Origin of the sequence: Enterobacter cloacae complex sp. SYL003, from assembly GCF_049236925.1 — a bacterium.
Taxonomy (GTDB): domain Bacteria; phylum Pseudomonadota; class Gammaproteobacteria; order Enterobacterales; family Enterobacteriaceae; genus Enterobacter; species Enterobacter intestinihominis.
In genome coordinates this window covers 13594-31431 of the sequence record NZ_JBMKJK010000013.1, presented here as the reverse complement: position 1 = coordinate 31431, position 17838 = coordinate 13594, and the positions used below count along the sequence as shown (strand labels likewise).

At 57.6% G+C, this 17838-nt stretch carries 19 protein-coding genes; 13 read left to right on the top strand and 6 right to left on the bottom strand.

Translation table 11 applies throughout. The features are described 5' to 3' along the window. Positions 1 to 204 precede the first annotated feature (204 nt). Positions 205 to 1389, bottom strand: a complete 1185-nt coding sequence (gene tsgA / locus ACOT1A_RS16720) for an MFS transporter TsgA (protein ID WP_038416837.1) — start codon at positions 1387 to 1389, stop codon at positions 205 to 207. A gap of 278 nt (positions 1390 to 1667) precedes the next feature. On the opposite strand from tsgA, the gene ppiA reads away from it, so the two are divergent. The 4 genes from ppiA to argD all read left to right on the top strand — a co-directional run bounded on the left by ppiA (position 1668) and on the right by argD (position 4832). Further along, positions 1668 to 2240 (top strand): peptidylprolyl isomerase A, encoded by a 573-nt coding sequence (gene ppiA / locus ACOT1A_RS16715; RefSeq protein ID WP_022649614.1) that lies wholly within the window; start codon positions 1668 to 1670, stop codon positions 2238 to 2240. A gap of 105 nt (positions 2241 to 2345) precedes the next feature. After that, positions 2346 to 2930 carry a putative adenosine monophosphate-protein transferase Fic gene (locus ACOT1A_RS16710; protein WP_023298771.1) on the top strand — a complete coding sequence of 195 codons (585 nt, stop codon included), beginning with the start codon at positions 2346 to 2348 and terminating at the stop codon, positions 2928 to 2930. A 30-nt stretch (positions 2931 to 2960) separates the two neighbouring features. Further along, entirely contained in the window at positions 2961 to 3524 is a 564-nt protein-coding gene (gene pabA / locus ACOT1A_RS16705; protein ID WP_022649612.1) for an aminodeoxychorismate synthase component 2, read from the top strand. Between the two features lie 87 nt (positions 3525 to 3611). After that, entirely contained in the window at positions 3612 to 4832 is a 1221-nt protein-coding gene (gene argD / locus ACOT1A_RS16700; protein ID WP_276170017.1) for a bifunctional acetylornithine/succinyldiaminopimelate transaminase, read from the top strand. Here argD and ACOT1A_RS16695 read toward each other — a convergent pair. After that, positions 4829 to 6916, bottom strand: a complete 2088-nt coding sequence (locus tag ACOT1A_RS16695; RefSeq protein ID WP_250116727.1) for a YccS/YhfK family putative transporter — start codon at positions 6914 to 6916, stop codon at positions 4829 to 4831. The two genes, argD and ACOT1A_RS16695, sit on opposite strands and share 4 nt — an antisense overlap. Before the next feature lie 57 nt (positions 6917 to 6973). Next, on the bottom strand, positions 6974 to 7606 hold the full coding sequence (gene crp / locus ACOT1A_RS16690) for a cAMP-activated global transcriptional regulator CRP (RefSeq protein ID WP_000242758.1): 633 nt from the start codon (positions 7604 to 7606) through the stop codon (positions 6974 to 6976). 310 nt (positions 7607 to 7916) lie between these two features. Between crp and ACOT1A_RS16685 the strand changes: the two genes are divergently transcribed. Beyond that, positions 7917 to 8321 (top strand): OsmC family protein, encoded by a 405-nt coding sequence (locus ACOT1A_RS16685; protein WP_022649609.1) that lies wholly within the window; start codon positions 7917 to 7919, stop codon positions 8319 to 8321. Positions 8322 to 8406: 85 nt separating this feature from the next. Here the strand turns inward: ACOT1A_RS16685 and ACOT1A_RS16680 are convergent, their stop codons facing one another. Genes ACOT1A_RS16680 through ACOT1A_RS16670 form a run of 3 tightly spaced genes read right to left on the bottom strand, consistent with a single transcriptional unit; the run spans position 8407 to position 10543 of the window. Then, positions 8407 to 9276, bottom strand: coding sequence for a phosphoribulokinase (locus ACOT1A_RS16680; RefSeq protein WP_003861663.1), 870 nt, complete (start codon positions 9274 to 9276; stop codon positions 8407 to 8409). A 29-nt stretch (positions 9277 to 9305) separates the two neighbouring features. Further along, positions 9306 to 9524 (bottom strand): YheU family protein, encoded by a 219-nt coding sequence (locus tag ACOT1A_RS16675; RefSeq protein WP_022649608.1) that lies wholly within the window; start codon positions 9522 to 9524, stop codon positions 9306 to 9308. Further along, positions 9521 to 10543 carry a hydrolase gene (locus tag ACOT1A_RS16670; RefSeq protein ID WP_048966613.1) on the bottom strand — a complete coding sequence of 341 codons (1023 nt, stop codon included), beginning with the start codon at positions 10541 to 10543 and terminating at the stop codon, positions 9521 to 9523. Before ACOT1A_RS16670 ends, ACOT1A_RS16675 begins: the two co-directional genes overlap by 4 nt. Positions 10544 to 10771: 228 nt before the next feature. On the opposite strand from ACOT1A_RS16670, the gene mdcA reads away from it, so the two are divergent. The 8 genes from mdcA to mdcH all read left to right on the top strand — a co-directional run bounded on the left by mdcA (position 10772) and on the right by mdcH (position 17818). Beyond that, entirely contained in the window at positions 10772 to 12427 is a 1656-nt protein-coding gene (gene mdcA / locus ACOT1A_RS16665; RefSeq protein ID WP_023298766.1) for a malonate decarboxylase subunit alpha, read from the top strand. Then, positions 12427 to 13284 (top strand): triphosphoribosyl-dephospho-CoA synthase, encoded by an 858-nt coding sequence (locus ACOT1A_RS16660; protein WP_022649605.1) that lies wholly within the window; start codon positions 12427 to 12429, stop codon positions 13282 to 13284. The genes mdcA and ACOT1A_RS16660 overlap by 1 nt, the downstream gene beginning before the upstream one ends. Before the next feature lie 9 nt (positions 13285 to 13293). Then, positions 13294 to 13593 (top strand): malonate decarboxylase acyl carrier protein, encoded by a 300-nt coding sequence (mdcC, locus tag ACOT1A_RS16655; protein ID WP_000411786.1) that lies wholly within the window; start codon positions 13294 to 13296, stop codon positions 13591 to 13593. Continuing rightward, positions 13586 to 14419: a biotin-independent malonate decarboxylase subunit beta gene (locus tag ACOT1A_RS16650; RefSeq protein WP_003861672.1), complete on the top strand. Its 834-nt coding sequence runs from the start codon at positions 13586 to 13588 to the stop codon at positions 14417 to 14419. The genes mdcC and ACOT1A_RS16650 overlap by 8 nt, the downstream gene beginning before the upstream one ends. After that, positions 14419 to 15219 carry a biotin-independent malonate decarboxylase subunit gamma gene (mdcE, locus tag ACOT1A_RS16645; protein ID WP_003861675.1) on the top strand — a complete coding sequence of 267 codons (801 nt, stop codon included), beginning with the start codon at positions 14419 to 14421 and terminating at the stop codon, positions 15217 to 15219. The genes ACOT1A_RS16650 and mdcE overlap by 1 nt, the downstream gene beginning before the upstream one ends. Positions 15220 to 15342: 123 nt before the next feature. Next, a complete protein-coding gene (locus tag ACOT1A_RS16640; protein WP_023307100.1) occupies positions 15343 to 16302 on the top strand; it encodes an AEC family transporter in 960 nt (319 codons plus the stop codon). Positions 16303 to 16304: 2 nt separating this feature from the next. After that, on the top strand, positions 16305 to 16922 hold the full coding sequence (locus ACOT1A_RS16635) for a malonate decarboxylase holo-ACP synthase (protein WP_171936178.1): 618 nt from the start codon (positions 16305 to 16307) through the stop codon (positions 16920 to 16922). Beyond that, positions 16922 to 17818: a malonate decarboxylase subunit epsilon gene (gene mdcH / locus ACOT1A_RS16630; protein WP_171936177.1), complete on the top strand. Its 897-nt coding sequence runs from the start codon at positions 16922 to 16924 to the stop codon at positions 17816 to 17818. The genes ACOT1A_RS16635 and mdcH overlap by 1 nt, the downstream gene beginning before the upstream one ends. The last annotated feature ends 20 nt before the right edge of the window (positions 17819 to 17838 follow it).

Genomic DNA, 17838 nt, shown 5'->3' with positions numbered 1-17838 from the left:
TATTGATGCAAATCAAATACGCCTTCACCTACCCCTTAGGGGGTATATCTATGATTTGTCAGGATTTTTATAAGTGACGGATATTGTTTGATTTTTGTGCTTGCTTGTTTTTCGCACAATTTTGGTGGGGTTTTTTACCCATCGGCGGGCAGGGCGGGTGAGGAGGGGAAAACCCCTTTGCAGTACGCAAAGGGGTTACGGCGATTAGTGGGTAGCCGTTGCTGTATTGTGCTGGCGGTGACGGGTCACAAAGCCCAGCACGAAGCACATGATGAACACCACGGCGTACAGACCGTTAGCGGTATGCAGCGCCGCCAGCGGGCCGCTGTGCGCCACAATTGGGCCCGTGACCACGAAGGTCAGCATGGTGCCGATGGTGCCGCAGGTCAGCACGAAGTTCACCAGCTTTGGCGAGGCCACTTTGGTCTGAAGAGAGCCAAGGGTGATGATCGAGGTATAAATCGCGCTGGAGAAGAAGCCCAGGGTCAGGATGAACCACGGCATATGCTCCGGGGAACCGTTGATGAACAGATACATCAGCACGGTTGCCAGACCCGCCAGAACGGTCAGGATCCGTTGCAGGTCGAAGAAGCGCAGGATAAAGCTAAACGCCCACATGCCGAACATGTAAGACATCCAGAAATCGCTCACCAGTTTACCCGCGTCGTTCAGACTCATGCCCAGACCTTTCGCATACTCAGGAACCCAGGAGATAAAGCCCAGCTGGCCCAGGATGTAACACAGCGCGGCGATGGAAAGGAACAGCACGCCGATACCCCATTTTTCTTTCGCAACTGGCTCAGACGTGGTCTGCGTTTTTTTGCCCAGCACCGGGAACTCGCAGCCGAAGGTGAGAATAAAGATCGCGACATAGACCAGACCAATGCAGGCGTACACCCAGTACCACTCAATGCTGCGCGCCAGAAGATACGCGGCGACCATCGGGAAAATCATCCCGGCCATGCTGAAGAAGGAGTCGGTGAACAGCAGACGCGCGCCGCGCTGGCGGCCTTCATACATATGGGTGATCAGGAACGTACCGATCGACATGGTGATCCCGCTTACCAGGCCCAGCACGAACATGGCGGCAGAGAAGAGGGCGATGCTGTGGCTCAGCACCAGGCCCGCCACGGCGGCAACCATCAGCACGAAGCCGAAGCGCAGCTGGGTTTTCAGCGGCACGATTTCCATCAGCCAGGCATTAAGGAAAATAGAGATCAGGATCCCCGCGTTCAGGAAAGTGAAGGTATTGCTCATGCTGGAAACGGGCAACTGGAAGTAGTCTGCGATATTTCCCATCACCATCCCGGTGACGATCACCAACGCGCCGGTCAGGGCGTAGGAGAAGAAGCTGATCCATGTGAGCTTGATGCGATTGCTGTTAGTCATGTCTGGCCTGTTAAAAGTAAAGAAAAACGCAATGACTGCGTTTGAGCGGGCAGATTTTAGTCGCGAAAGTGATCTAATTAAATCTTTTCAGAAAATATTGAGCACAATTGCAGGCTTTAACGTGATGGAGATCACATTATATCGCGGGGTGAACAATCGTTTGCGCGGTAATAATTGTTTCAATTTCGTAAAATTAGGTAAAAGACTGGTCTGGGGTCATACTGCTCTTTAGAATCAAGCCATTCGCTTTTTATACTGCGCTTTGTTAAGGAATTCTCATGCTCAAATCAACACTGGCGGCTGTCGCAGCTGTGTTTGCTCTTTCTGCCGTTTCCCCTGCTGCGCTGGCAGCTAAAGGAGACCCTCACGTCCTGCTGACTACCTCTGCGGGGAATATTGAGCTGGAGCTGGATAGCCAGAAAGCCCCTGTTTCCGTGAAAAACTTCCTCGACTACGTGAACAGTGGTTTTTATAACAACACCACGTTCCACCGCGTGATCCCGGGCTTTATGATTCAGGGCGGCGGTTTCAACGAGCAGATGCAGCAGAAAAAGCCTAACCCGCCAATCAAAAATGAAGCGGATAACGGCCTGCTGAACAAGCGCGGCACCATTTCCATGGCGCGTACGGCGGATAAAGACAGCGCCACCAGCCAGTTCTTCCTCAATGTGGCGGATAACGCCTTCCTGGACCACGGCCAGCGCGACTTTGGCTACGCGGTGTTCGGTAAAGTGGTGAAAGGCATGGACGTGGCGGACAAGATCTCTCAGGTTCAGACTCACGATGTCGGTCCATACCAGAATGTGCCGTCTAAGCCAGTGGTGATTCTCTCCGCGAAAGTGCTGCCGTAATCGTTCCCTCACACGGGCACATCCTGCCCGTGTCTTTCCGCCCTCCCTGCGAAAGCGCGTTTTGCTGCTTATACTTGTGGCAAACGGACTATTCAGGGAGGCGTAGTGAAAAAACTCACCGACAAGCAAAAATCCCGACTCTGGGAGCAACAGCGTAGCGTCAATCTTCAGGCCAGTTGCCTCCTTGAAAAAGGCAAGGGTCCCGCTGAACCCGATATCGAGACGCTGGCACTGGGGCCTTCTGCACCGGGTTTACCCCATCTTTGCCTTATTCACCGCCATTTATTCCGCAACGAAATGAAAGGCGCTGGCGAGCTGCGAACCGCCGATATCTCCAAGGGCGACATTCCATTTTGCCATTTCGAGTACATCGAGAAGGTGGGTAATGAGCTGATGGCTTCGCTGGAAAGCGATAAATATCTGGTGGGCCTTCAGAAAGAAGAGTTTACAGACAGAATCAGTCATTACTACTGTGAAATCAACATGCTACATCCGTTTATGAGCGGTAATGGCGTGGCTCAGCGGATCTTCTTTGAACAGCTGGCGATCCATGCGGGCTACGTGCTGAACTGGCAGGGGATCGACCCGGACGACTGGGCATCCGCCAACCAGAGCGGGGCGATGGGTGATCTGACCGCCCTGAATGCTATCTTTGCCAAAGTTGTGAGCGAAGCGCGGGGATCTGAGTAAAATAGGGCGGCCATTTTTTCAGGAGCCGCCATGATTCTGCTGATTGATAACTACGATTCCTTTACCTGGAACCTTTACCAGTATTTTTGTGAGCTGGGGGCAGAGGTGGTTGTCCGCCGTAACGATGAGATCGCGCTGGCTGACATTGACGCGCTGGCGCCCCAGAAAATCGTGATTTCGCCCGGGCCGTGTACGCCGTCGGAGTCCGGCATCTCGCTGGAGGTAATCCGCCACTATGCGGGCAAGCTGCCGATTCTGGGCGTCTGCCTGGGTCACCAGGCCATTGCGCAGGTCTTTGGCGCCAGCATTGTCCGTGCCGCGAAAGTCATGCACGGCAAAACCTCACCGATCACGCACACCGGTACCGGCGTATTCCTGGGGCTAAACAATCCGTTAACCGTGACGCGCTACCATTCTCTGGTGATTGATCCGCCGACCCTGCCCGCAGACTTTGAAGTGACCGCCTGGAGTGAGACCCGGGAAATCATGGGCATTCGCCACCGCGAGTACGATCTGGAAGGGGTGCAGTTCCACCCGGAAAGCATTCTCAGCGAACAGGGGCACGCACTGCTGGCCAATTTCCTTAATCGCTGAATATCTGTTGCCTTGTTGTGATTTTTTATGCATATTTTGTGATTATATTTTCACAATCACTGTGACATAAAAATGGATGGTCATGACATGGCAACTGAACAACCAGCAATTACCCGCGCGACATTCGATGAAGTGATCCTGCCGATTTATGCACCGGCTGAGTTTATCCCGGTGAAAGGGAGAGGCAGCCGCGTCTGGGATCAGCAGGGCAATGAGTATGTTGATTTCGCAGGCGGTATTGCGGTGACGGCGCTGGGCCATTGCCATCCTGCGCTGGTGGACGCGCTGAAAACGCAGGGCGAAACGCTGTGGCACACCAGCAACGTGTTCACTAACGAACCGGCGCTGCGTCTGGGGCGTAAGATCATCGATGCCACCTTCGCCGAACGCGTGCTGTTTATGAACTCTGGCACCGAAGCCAACGAAACCGCCTTTAAGCTTGCGCGCTACTACGCAACCACGCGTCATAGTCCGTACAAAACCAAAATCATCGCCTTCCATAACGCCTTCCACGGTCGCTCGTTCTTTACCGTTTCCGTTGGCGGCCAGCCGAAGTATTCCGACGGCTTTGGTCCGAAACCTGCGGATATCATCCACGTGCCGTTTAACGATCTGCACGCCGTTAAAGCGGTGATGGACGATCACACCTGTGCCGTGGTGGTCGAACCCATTCAGGGGGAAGGCGGCGTCACGGCGGCCACCCCGGAATTTCTGCAAGGGCTGCGCGAACTGTGCGACGAGCACCAGGCGCTGCTGGTGTTTGATGAAGTGCAGTGTGGGATGGGGCGTACCGGAGACCTGTTCGCTTATATGCACTACGGCGTAACGCCGGATATTCTGACCAGCGCGAAAGCGCTCGGCGGCGGTTTCCCGGTCAGCGCGGTGCTAACCACCCAGGATATTGCTTCCGCATTTCATGTGGGCTCACACGGCTCCACTTACGGCGGTAATCCGCTGGCGTGCGCCGTGGCGGGAGCGGCGTTCGACATCATTAATACGCCGGACGTCCTGAATGTCGTGAATGCGAAACGCGCCCTTTTTGTGAATCATCTTCAGCAGATTGACGAACAGTTTGATGTCTTCAGCGACATCCGCGGAATGGGGCTGCTGATCGGCGCCGAGCTGAAACCTCAGTACAAAGGCCGCGCGCGCGATTTCCTGCACGCCGCCGCGCACGAAGGCGTCATGGTGCTCAACGCCGGGCCGGACGTGATGCGCTTCGTGCCGTCGCTGGTGGTGGAAGACAAAGACATCGAAGACGGGTTAACCCGTTTTGCCGCGGCGGTGGCGAAGATCGTCAGAGGCTAATACGCGGTTCGTTTTAACCGGCGCGTTAACCAAATCCCGTGATGCGGACGCTGACGCCATGCCACCGACGAAATGGTGTGCATGGTGTTGAGATGCCCGAGAACGCGCTGTAAATGCTGCTCAAGGGTGCTCATCGGCCCGTGGGTCAGCGTCTCCGGCGCTTCCAGAATGTTCGAATCCCCTGACTCGCCCGGCGCGTCGTACTCCAGACGCTGCTGACAGCGCTGGAGGGCAATTTCACACGACTGCAAATAGCGCTGCGCCAGATCCGGCGTCAGCATGGTGTGCTCGCGCGCCAGCGTGGTCATGGCATTGATGTGTTCGACGATAAACTGGCTGTGCGTGACCCACAGCTTCATGTCTGCCAGATAGTGCGAGTTGAAGCCCGGCTCCTGCATGGCCTGGTTAAGGGAGTTGAACAGGGCATTATGCGCCTGGTTGACCTTCATGCGCTCGTAGGCCAGCGGAGACGGCTGCGGGTCGTCGCTCAGGATCAGGCGAATGGCCTGCTGATCCGCCTCCAGCGCGTCGTGGGCGTTTTGCCTCAGTAATCCACTTTGCCACTGCGGCCACAGCCAGACCATGCCGCCAAAGGCGATCAGGCAGCCAATCAGGGTATCGACCAGGCGGGCAATAATTAACTGATCGGCGTTGAGCGTAAGCAACTGCAGGGTGTACACCGCCGTTACCGTAAAGCCCACCGTCGCCCAGCCGTAGTTTTTACGGATGATCAGATAACTCACCATCGTAATCGCCAGCATGCCGACCAGCGTATACCCTTCCGGCACGTGGAAGTGCAACGTTACGCCCGCGATAATCAGCCCCGCCATCGTGCCGCCCGCCCGATGCAGAATGCGCACCCGCGTGGCACCATAGCCGTTCTGGGTGACAAACAGCACGGTCATTAAGATCCAGTAGGGTTTCGGCAGGTGCAGGGCCATTCCCATCAGGCTGGCGATGCTGAGCATGACGCTAATTCTTGCGGCGTTGCGCAGGGCGGAAGACTTCAGTGACAGGTAGCTTTTGAGCGCAGGCAGCAACGGCAGTCGTTTTTGCTTATCGGCCATCAGGTCCCGGGTATAAAGCGGGCGCTGGGTGCGCAACACCCGGGCGATGCGGCTGAAATGCCAGGCGGCAAACTGCCCGACCGGGTTATCAGCGTGCTGACGCGCAATCTTTTCCAGCGCGCCGAGCTGTTTGTCCATGTTAAAGCGCGTCGGATAGCGGTGATAGAGGATATCGTCAGCCAGCACCCGCAGGCGCGCCGCGACGGTCTGCGCGTTCCAGCGGATCACCGCTTCCGCATGGCTGCGCTCCACCAGCTTTTGCACCTCTTCCGGATTATGAAGGCTGACGGAAATATGCTCCTGCAAATCCAGCCCGACCTGGAAGGTACGCAGCAGCCGCTTATATTCATGATTTTTGTTGGCGGCAAGCATGTGCAACTGCTGATAGCACTGGCTGATCAGATCCACCACTTTTTGCTGGCGTGTCAGCAGCGGCGGCAGGGATTTTTCCGGGTCGGTATGTTGCGTGAGCAGGGTGTATTTTGCTTCACAGTATTCAGCAAGCTGCACGTAGAGCAGGCTCAGGGATTCGCGAAGCGGCTGTTCCCGCCACAACCAGAACCAGAACCAGTTAAACAGCCCGTACCACAGCGTGCCGAGGGCGTAGATCAGCAATGGCTCCCACACCGGCATATTGCCCGCAAGGCTTAAGGTGAAGATGGCGGCAATCAGCGACGCAGGAAGCAGGCGGGCGTGCAGCGAGCTGATTTCAGCGGTTACGCCAAGCGTCATCGCCAGCACGGTCAGGATCAGCGGCAGAGGAATGTCGCGGGCCAGTAAGAGTTGCACGGCAAGGCTACAGCCGGCAAACAGGCAGCCGCCAATAATCAGGCGTTTGAAAAAGCGTTTATGCGGGGTGTCCAGACCGGCAATGTTGCAGCAGGCGGGCACGAGGGAAAACAGCAGGCCTTGCTGAAGATGTCCGAGGATCAGGCCCACGGCCACGGGAAGACACAACACCAGCGTTTGTCGCAGTGCGTAGTTAACTTCCGGGTGATAGATCAGCCTGCGCCACATAAGGAGTAGAGACAAAAACGGCGTGCCACCCTGCGGCGGCACGCCGTTTTACCGGAATTAACGGGTCCCGTAAACCACGATGGTTTTACCGTGGGCGGAGATCAGGTTCTGGTCTTCCAGCATCTTCAGGATACGGCCCACTGTTTCACGGGAGCAGCCGACGATCTGACCGATTTCCTGGCGGGTAATTTTAATTTGCATACCGTCAGGGTGGGTCATGGCGTCTGGCTGTTTCGCCAGGTTCAACAGAGTCTGCGCGATACGACCGGTCACGTCCAGGAAGGCGAGGTTACCCACCTTCTCAGAGGTCACTTGCAGACGGCGTGCCATCTGGGAAGAAAGACGCATCAGGATGTCAGGGTTGACCTGAATCAGCTGACGGAATTTCTTGTAAGAAATTTCAGCCACTTCACATGCTGTTTTTGCACGAACCCAGGCGCTACGTTCCTGGCCTTCTTCAAACAGGCCCAGTTCACCGATAAAATCGCCCTGGTTCAGATAAGAAAGGATCATCTCTTTCCCTTCTTCATCTTTGATCAGCACGGCCACCGAGCCTTTAACGATGTAATACAACGTTTCCGCTTTTTCACCCTGGTGAATCAGCGTGCTCTTTGATGGGTACTTATGAATGTGGCAATGAGACAAGAACCATTCGAGAGTCGGGTCTGTTTGCGGTTTGCCAAGCACCATGCGCTGTTATCCTCTGTTATAAGCTGTCACCAGAGTCATAAGATGCATCCGGACTCTGGGGTTGCAATCGAATTCTTACCCATACCTGGGAAGTCGGCTGTCGTAACGTTTCGCAGCCAGTAAAGTTTGATGTCCTCTGCATACATGTGTAACGTCAATGTATTACTGTAGCATCCAGAGTGTTTTAGCATAGCTTTCGCCGCGTGTCTCCTGGTGTCTCGCTTCAGCATGACGCAGGTCGCCTTCCGTTGCGAGAAATGTAACGTACACGTAATCTGTCATAAAAAATGCAACGTTGGAGTGAGTGAATATGCAAGCGCGTGTGAAATGGGTTGAAGGGTTAACGTTCCTGGGCGAGTCTGCTTCCGGGCACCAGGTTTTGATGGATGGCAACTCCGGCGATAAAGCCCCCAGCCCGATGGAAATGGTGCTGATGGCGGCAGGTGGATGCAGTGCGATCGACGTGGTGTCGATCCTGCAAAAAGGCCGTCATGACGTGACCGATTGTGAAGTGAAGCTGACGTCAGAACGTCGCGAAGAGGCGCCACGTCTGTTCACGCATATTAATCTGCACTTTATCGTCACCGGCAAAGAACTGAAGGATGCGGCGGTCTCGCGTGCGGTTGACCTGTCTGCGGAGAAATACTGCTCTGTGGCGCTAATGCTGGAGAAAGCGGTAAACATCACCCATTCGTATGAAGTGATCGAGGCTTAATTTTTGGCGGGTGGCGCTTCGCTTACCCGCCCTACAAAAGCACGCCCGTAGGCCCGGTAAGCGCAGCGCCACCGGGCAAAACAACTCACGCGATTTGCTTTCCTTCCATCAGCCGCTGCACCAGCGGCGTCATGATCAGCTCCATCGCCAGCCCCATTTTTCCGCCCGGTACCACTAACGTATTCATGTGCGAAATAAACGAACCTTGTAGCATCGCCAGCAGCCAGGGGTAATCGATGCCTTCCAGGTTACGGAAGTGGATCACTACAAAGCTCTCGTCCAGGGAAGGGATGCTTTTTGCGGCGAACGGGTTGGAGGTGTCCACGGTGGGGACGCGCTGGAAGTTAATGTGGGTTCGGGAGAACTGCGGCGTGAGGAAGTTGATGTAATCTTCCATGGAGCGCACCACCGAATCCATTACCGCCTCTCGCGAATGGCCGCGCTCGCTCATGTCACGCGTCAGCTTCTGGATCCACTCAAGGTTAACAATCGGCACCACCCCCACCAGCAAATCCACATGGCGCGCCACGTCGTGCTGAGGCGTCACCACGCCGCCGTGCAATCCTTCGTAAAACAGCACGTCAGTCGGTTCCGGCAGCGGCTGCCAGGGCGTGAACGTGCCGGGGACCTGGTTCCAGGGCACGGCTTCATCGTAGGTGTGGAGATACTTGCGGGACTGCCCGGTGCCGCTCTGCCCGTATTCACGGAAGGTTTGCTCCAGCAGGCCGAAGTCATTGGCCTCCGGGCCAAAATAGCTGATGTGTTTACCCAGATCGCGCGCCTTGCGGATGGCCATATCCATCTCCGGGCGCGTGTAGCGGTGAAAGCTGTCGCCCTCTACCTCTGCCGCCCGTAAGTTAAGCTGGGCGAAAATCTTGCGGAAGGCGAGGCTGGTGGTAGTGGTTCCCGCCCCACTCGAACCCGTAACGGCAATAACCGGATGTCTGGCAGACATAGCAACTCCCTGACTGGAAAAGTGTAAGATCAGCCATGAAACGCGTTGCGGGGCATGATATTCACCGTCTCATGCAGTTCGGACCATACCAGCACCACGTCGCCGCTTTTAAGCTGGCGCTTCACATCGCTGACCTTTTGTTCAAGCGAACGTTCATGTTCACCATAATCGGTGCCTTCGCGCAAGACAAAGCTTTCAATCAGATTATCGAGCGTGTCGGGAGAGAGATCCTGCCAGGGAATAATCATTTTTTACCGTCCAGATAGGCCGTTAACCAGTCGGGTATACGCGTCTCAAGCCACATTTTTGGCCGACGCAGCGTGCCGCCAACAAAGCCCACGTGCCCGCCGAACTCGGTGAGCTGATACTCCACGTTATCCGGCAGATAGTCAGGGGCGGGGATCGAGTGATGATCCATAAACGGATCGTCTTTGGCGTGGATAATCAGCGTGGGTTTCGTGATTTGATTCAGTAAAGGCATGGCGCTGCACTGACGGTAATAGTCAATCGCATCGGCAAAGCCGTGAATTTTCGAGGTGATCAAATCATCAAACTCGCGCAGGCGCTTCACGCGTTTGAGCTGTTGCAGCGTCACAGGCAGCGTATCCGGATAGGCCTTAAGTTTACGCGCGGCGTTGGCTTTCAGCAGGTTGAGCAGGTAGCGCTGATAGACCCGCGAAAACCCTTTTTCCATATGATAACTGCACTGCTCCAGCATAAAGGGCGCAGAGACAATCACCGCCGCATCCAGCGGTACGGCGTCGCTCTCCTTCGCCAGCAGGCAGGCCAGCATATTCCCGCCCAGCGAATACCCCACCGCTGCCGTTGGTGCTTCGCCGAAATTGTCTCTTAGCCAGCGCAGGAACCAGGAGCCGTCCTCGGTTTCACCCGAGTGATAAATGCGTTTCTGACGGTTAGGCTCGCCGCTGCATCCGCGAAAATGCATCACCACCCCAAGCCAGCCGCGGGCTTTCGCCGCCTCAATGAGACCGTGTGCGTAAGGGCTGTGCAGGCTGCCTTCCAGGCCGTGAAACACCACCAGACGGGGTTTATGTCTGGCCCGATCCGGATCTTCGCTCCAGGCGAGATCCAAAAAGTCACCGTCCGGCAGGTCAATGCGCTGCCAGTGGGGGTTGAACTGCACCTTGCGGCGGATCAGGCGCGGCAGCATGGTTTGCAGGTGAGGGTTAGCCACACCGCGCATGGGCACGAACTCTGCGCTCTCTTCGGCTGCAATGTCGAAGTCTGAGGGAATGATTTGGGTCATAAGGGCGATGCTGATTCTTGTCAGAAATTAACTATACCTTCCGAATTGTACCCCGTTTAGCCCGTTTTTCCGAAACATGAACTGATCCCGATCACATTTCTTTACCTTGATTATTACTCTCAGGCTAATGATTACGTCCTACGCTTAATTGATGCCTTTCTCACCAGAGCGCACACTTTACTCAACGTTAAGCAAATCAGAATGATGTGCTGAATCAGGAGGTTAATAATGTTATCTGGGCAAACACCCACCCGGCAATGGAACACCCGACGCAGCGAGAAAGCGCGTCGTCTGGCGTCCGTACCGGTGCAGGGCAAGGTACTGCCAACCGGCGATCTTGTCGCCATGCTGGAAAAACTGATCGCACCAGGCGACAAAGTCGTTCTGGAAGGCAACAACCAGAAGCAGGCGGATTTCCTTTCCCGTTCACTGGCCGAAGTGAACCCGCAAATCGTGCACGATCTGCATATGATCATGCCGAGCGTGGGCCGCAGCGAACATCTGGACATCTTTGAGAAAGGCATTGCCCGCAAGCTCGACTTCTCCTTCTCCGGTACGCAAAGCCTGCGCATTTCGCAGCTGCTGGAGGATGGTCAGCTCGAAATCGGGGCGATTCACACCTACATCGAACTCTACTCACGTTTATACGTCGACCTTTCGCCAAACGTGGCGCTGATTGCCGGTTTTAAAGCGGACCGTAAAGGTAACCTCTACACCGGGGCGAGTACCGAAGATACCCCGGCGCTGGTGGAAGCCGCCGCGTTCCACGACGGCATCGTCATCGCACAGGTGAACGAGCTGGTGGACGACGAGTGCGACCTGCCGCGCGTCGATATTCCGGGCTCGTGGATCGATTACGTGGTGGTGGCGGACAAGCCGTTCTTTATTGAACCGCTCTTCACCCGCGACCCGCGCCTGATTAAACAGGAACACATCCTGATGGCGATGATGGCGATTAAAGGCATCTACGCTGAACACCAGGTGCAGTCCCTGAACCACGGGATTGGCTTTAATACCGCAGCGATCGAACTGCTGCTGCCAACCTACGGCGAACAGCTCGGACTCAAAGGCAAAATCTGTAAACACTGGACTTTGAACCCGCATCCAACGCTGATCCCGGCCATCGAAAGCGGCTGGGTGGAGAGCGTCCACTGCTTCGGCGGCGAGCTGGGGATGGAAGAGTACATCCGCGCCCGTCCGGACGTGTTCTTTACCGGTGCTGACGGCTCCATGCGCTCTAACCGCGCCTTCTGTCAGCTGGCTGGTCAGTACGCGGTCGACATGTTTATCGGTTCCACGCTACAGGTTGATGGTTACGCTAACTCCTCAACCGTGACCCGCGGCCGTCTCTCCGGCTTCGGCGGCGCACCAAACATGGGCCACGATCCGCACGGTCGTCGCCACGCCACACCGGCCTGGCTGAACATGATCACCGAGCCTGACCCGATGCAGCGCGGTAAAAAGCTGGTTGTGCAGATGGTGGAAACCTTCCAGGCGGGCGTGAAGCCAACCTTCGTGGAGAAACTCGACGCCGTAGACGTGGCGAAAGCCTCCGGCATGCCGCTGGCGCCGGTTATGATTTACGGCGATGACGTCACCCATGTGCTGACGGAAGAGGGGATTGCTTACCTCTACCGGGCAAAAGATCTGGAAGAGCGTCGCGCCATGGTCGCCGCCGTGGCGGGTATCACCGATATCGGTCTGGGCGTTGACGCCAAACGCGTGGCGGAACTGCGCCAGAGCGGCAAGGTTGTGTATCCGGAAGATATGGGCATTCGTCGTACCGATGCCACCCGCTCTCTGCTGGCTGCGGGCAGCGTGGCTGACCTCGTTGAGTGGTCCGGCGGCCTGTATAACCCACCTGCGAAATTCCGGAGCTGGTAATGAAACTTCTGCCCCAGATCCAGGTTGAAGGCGGTGCCGAATGGCTGGCGCGAACCGCCACGCAGTGTCTGATTGACGAAGCACGTTTAAGCCCGAAGCCCGGTCTGGTGGACAGCCGGGGGAACGGCGCGCATCACGATTTATCGCTTGCGCTGATGGAGCGCTCCGCTCACAGCCTGACCCCCACGTTTCAGGCGCTGGCGCAACAGAGCTGGCAGCGTCCGGCGGATATTGCCCTCAGGCAAACCGTTGGCCGCCTGGGTCGTGAAGGCGAACGGCAGATGATGGCCGCTACCGACGGCGTGAACACACACCGTGGCGCGATCTGGGCGCTGGGATTGCTGGTGAGCGCGGTGGCGATGCTGGGCGGCGATGCCCGGGCGCAAACCGTCGCGAACACCGCCGCTCAGCTGGCGAAACTGCCGGATGACGCGGCGCCGAAAGTATTCAGCAAGGGGTTACGCGTCACGCACCGCTATCGTGTACCGGGCGCGCGTGAAGAGGCTCAGCAGGCGTTTCCGCACATCATGCAGCGCGCGCTGCCGCAGCTTCACCTCAGCCGTCTCAACGGCAGCAGCGAAACGCAGGCCAGACTCGACGCGCTGATGGCGATCATGACCTCGCTCACCGACACCTGCGTGCTGTCGCGCGCCGGCATGGAGGGGCTGGATGCCATGCAGAACGGCGCCCGTGCGGTGCTGAACGCGGGAGGATGCGCAACACTTGCGGGGCAGCAGGCGCTGGCGCGGTTAGACCGTCAGATGCTGACGCTTAACGCCTCGCCGGGCGGAGCCGCAGACCTGCTTGCCGCCACGCTGTTTCTTGACCGCGTCGAAACGCCCTATTCAAAGCATTAAGAGGATGTTATGGAAAAAATCACATTGACCGTGCCCGCCAGCCGCGAAGTAAGCGGCAGGGCGCTGGCAGGGGTAGTCGGTTCCGGGGATATGGAGGTGCTTTTCACCGCCGAACCGGGCCAGACCTTAACCATTGATATCACCACCTCCGTCGACAACAGCCGTGGGCGCTGGGAGGCGTTGTTCAATCGCCTGCAAACCGTCAGCAGCCTGCCCGCAGGTAAGCTGACCATCCACGACTTCGGCGCGACGCCGGGCGTGGCACGCATTCGTATCGAACAGGTTTTTGAAGGGGTGAACCATGCGTGATGACAGCAGCTTTATCGAATTAAAAGCGCGCCAGCGTGCGCAGGCGCTGCTCGACGACGGCAGCTACCGCGAACTGCTGGATCCGTTTGAAGGCATTATCTCTCCGTGGCTTGGGCCACAGGGGATTGTTCCTCAGGCCGATGACGGCATGGTAGTCGCGAAAGGGACCATCAACGGCCAGCCTGCAGTGGTGGTGGCGATTGAAGGCACCTTCCAGGGCGGTAGCATGGGCGAAGTGTCCGGTGCCAAAATGGCGGCGGCGCTGGAGCTGGCGGCGGAAGATAACCGCAACGGCATTCCGACTCAGGCGGTACTGTGCCTCGAAACCGGCGGCGTACGTTTGCAGGAAGCCAACCTTGGCCTGGCGGCGATTGCCGATATCCACGCCGCGATCGTTGACCTGCGTCGCTATACCCCGGTTGTCGGGATTGTCGCCGGGACCGTGGGCTGCTTCGGCGGGATGTCTATCGCCGCGGCGCTGTGCAGCTACCTGATTGTGACCCGCGAAGCGCGTCTTGGCCTCAACGGCCCGCAGGTTATTGAGCAGGAAGCGGGCATTGAAGAGTATGACTCCCGCGACCGTCCGTTTATCTGGAGCATGACCGGCGGCGAAGTGCGCTATGAAAGTGGGCTGGTGGACGCGCTGGTGGGCGACGGCGTGAACGCGGTGAAAGCCGCGATGAACGAAGCCATCGCCAAAGGCGTACCGGCGAAACATCGCACCGATAACTATGACGATTACCTGAACCGTCTGACGAATTTCGACACCCGCAAACAGGCCGATGCCGAACAGATTAAAGCGCTTTTTGCCCGGGAGGTGAAATGATGACTAACTCAATTAGCCGTGGCGAACTCTGGCTGGAAACTCTGGCCCCGAACGCGAAACGTCTGGAGGGGTTATGCCCGTCCGTGCAGGCGGCAGACGGCGAGCTGAACGGTGAAACGGTGCGCTTTGTCGCCGTGGTGCCGGACGCCAACAACCACTTCCCGCGCGCGGCGCAGGGTGAAGTCGGCCTGCTGGAAGGATGGACGCTGGCAAAAGTGGTCAGCGAAACCGTCGCCGCTGACGCCGATAAAGCCGTGAAGCGCCCGATTGTGGCGGTGATCGATGTCCCAAGCCAGGCCTATGGCCGTCGCGAAGAGGCGTTTGGTATCCACCAGGCGCTGGCCGGCGCCGCTGCCGCCTATGCCAATGCGCGGCTGGCGGGGCATCCGGTGATTGGTCTTATCGTCGGTAAGGCCATGTCCGGCGCGTTTCTGGCGCACGGCTATCAGGCCAACCGCCTGATTGCCTTCAACGATAAAGGCGTGCTGATCCATGCCATGGGCAAAGAGTCTGCGGCGCGCATTACGCTGCGTACCGTGGAGGCGCTGGAAAAACTGGCGGCAACCATTCCGCCAATGGCGTACGACATCAGCAACTACGCCACGCTGGGGCTGCTCTCCGACCTGCTGGATATCAGCAACCCGGATGCCCCTTCCGAAAGCGATCTGACGCGGGTGAAAACTACCCTGCAACAGGCCATCAGCGACGCTCGTCAGGACACCACGTTGAAAAACCGTCTGGGTGCTGACAACCGCCGCAGCTCGGCGCTCGTACGTGAACGTATGCGAGCCAGCTGGTAAGTAAAAAGAGACCTGCCAGATGCATTACCCCGTGGGCGCGCCCGTTGCGTCCACGCGGGAACCTGCATCCTGAAAATAATAAACATCGCGCCAGTGCTTAAACTTTTTTACTACAGGTGATTTATGACTTACGTAATTGTTCATGCTCTTGCACCGATTTTCGTCATCATGCTGCTGGGATTCTGGGCCGGTAAAGCAAAGATGGTCGATAACAAAAATGTTTCCCTGCTGAATATCTTCGTTATGGATTTTGCACTCCCTGCCGCGTTGTTCAGCGCCACCGTGCAAACCCCGTGGACCGGCATTGTGGCGCAGTCGCCGCTGATCCTGGTTCTCACCCTGGCGATGTGGATCACCTATGCGGCCATCTACTTCCTCGCCACCAAAGTCTTTAAAAAATCTCCGCAGGATGCGGCCGTACTGACGCTGACCGTCGCTCTGCCAAACTATGCGGCGCTCGGCCTGCCGATTCTGGGCAGCGTGCTGGGTGAAAGTTCTTCTACTTCACTCTCCGTGGCGGTCTCCATCGCCTGTGGTTCGGTGCTGATGACCCCGTTCTGCCTGCTTATTCTGGAGCGTGAGAAAGCCCGCGCCGAAGGCAATAACTCCGGTTCAACGCTTTCCATGCTGCCGGTGCTGATGTGGCGCTCCATTAAAAAACCGATCGTGATGGGCCCGCTGCTGGGTGTGATCCTGTCCGCTATCGGCATCAAAATGCCAGAGCTGGTACTGGCGGCGATTAAACCGCTGGGACTGTCCGCGACCGCTGCGGCGCTGTTCCTGACCGGGGTGATCCTCTCCGCGCGTAAGCTTCAGATCAACACCATGGTGATCACTTCCACTATCGCCAAGCTGCTGATCCAGCCAGCGATTGCCTGGGGTATCGTTTTAATCTTCGGTCTGCACGGCTCCGTGGCGATCACCGCCATCCTGATGATTGCGCTGTCTGCGGGCTTCTTTGGCGTGGTGTTCGGTAACCGCTTTGGCGTGCAGTCGCCGGATGCTGAAGCCGTGCTGCTGTTGAGCTCCATACTGTGTATCCTGTCGCTGCCGCTGTTTATCTCGCTGACTTCAGGAATGTAATTATGACCACAACATTACGCCCACACGACCTCATCTGGCTTACCGCGCGCGACGCCCTGGAAGGGATTACCGAATCCTGGGTAGACGCGGCCTGGCATACCGGGCTGCCGGTAGTGGTGCGGCGTGATGTTGATAATGAAGGCCGTATTCCCGTTGGCGTGCGCGGATTGCGCCGCAACCAGCGGGCGGCCGGATGGGTGAAGCCTGAGAACGTGTTGCGCGTGGTGTCGCCCGAAGAGTTGAGCGTTGCCGCCGACCTGCTGCGTTCGCCGTTTGTCACTCAGCCGCCGGTTCAGGTGGCGCTTCAGCTTGCGCAGCAGTCGTGGCCGTGGACGTGGGGGATAACCGGCAGTACGGGTTACGCGCTGGCGACCGGCATTCCGGTGATCCACGCCGATAGCGATCTCGATCTGCTGATCCGCACCCCGCGTACCGTTTCCCCTGAGGCGTTTACTGACTGGCAGGCTCAGCTCAGCCGTGCGTTGTGCCGGGTGGATACGCAGGTGGACACGCCCGAGGGCGGATTCGCGCTGGCAGAATGGTTACGCGACGGCAAAACGCTGCTAAAAACGCAATGTGGACCGCGCCTGGTAGCGGATCCATGGCACAGGGAGGAGTAATGAAAATACTGTTTACCTTTCCGGGGCAGGGCACACAGCACGAAGGTATGCTGCAAAACCTGCCGGGAACGGAGCTGGAGCAGGCCCGTGCTGTGCTGGGGGCGGAAGTCGATACCCTGGACAGCGCATCCTCGTTAACCCACACCCGTGCGGTTCAGCTTTCACTGCTGATTGCCGGCGTGGCCTGGGCGCGCGAGCTGGAACGTCGCGGCGTGTCGCCGGATATTGTCAGCGGTCTGTCCATTGGCGCTTATCCTGCGGCGGTCATCGCAGGCTCGCTGGACTTTACGGATGCGCTGAAGCTGGTGGCGCTGCGCGGTGATTTGATGGAGCAGGCGTATCCGCACGGCTACGGCCTGACGGCGATTATGGGGTTGACCCTGCCGCAGGTGGAAAACCTGATTCAGGGGTCTGGAACCTATATCGCTAACCTGAACGCCGAAACGCAGATCGTGATTGCCGGAACCGATGACGGTATGGCGCAGGTGGCGGAGCGCGCGCTGGCGAAGGGTGCAAGCAAGGCCAAACGGCTGGCGGTGAGCGTGCCATCGCACTGCGCGCTGCTGGCGGAACCGGCGAAGAAGCTGGCAGCGGCGTTTGAATCGGTCACGCTTTCCCGTCCCCGCAGCGCGTACCTGAGCGGCAGTACCGGACGCGTGCTCTGGCAGCCGGAGAAAATTGCCGACGATCTGGCAATGAACATGGCGCGAACCGTGCGCTGGCAGGAGGCGGTGATTTCCGCTAACGAGCGTGAAGCGCGGCTGGCGATTGAGATGCCGCCGGGAGGCATATTAACCTGCCTGACGCGGCAGGCGGCGTGGGAAGGCGAATCTATTTCGCTGGAGCGCAGCGGGGTGGACGTGGCGGTGCATCTGGCGGGGCGGCTTCGTGCGTGAGTTTTTTTGCCCGGTGGCGG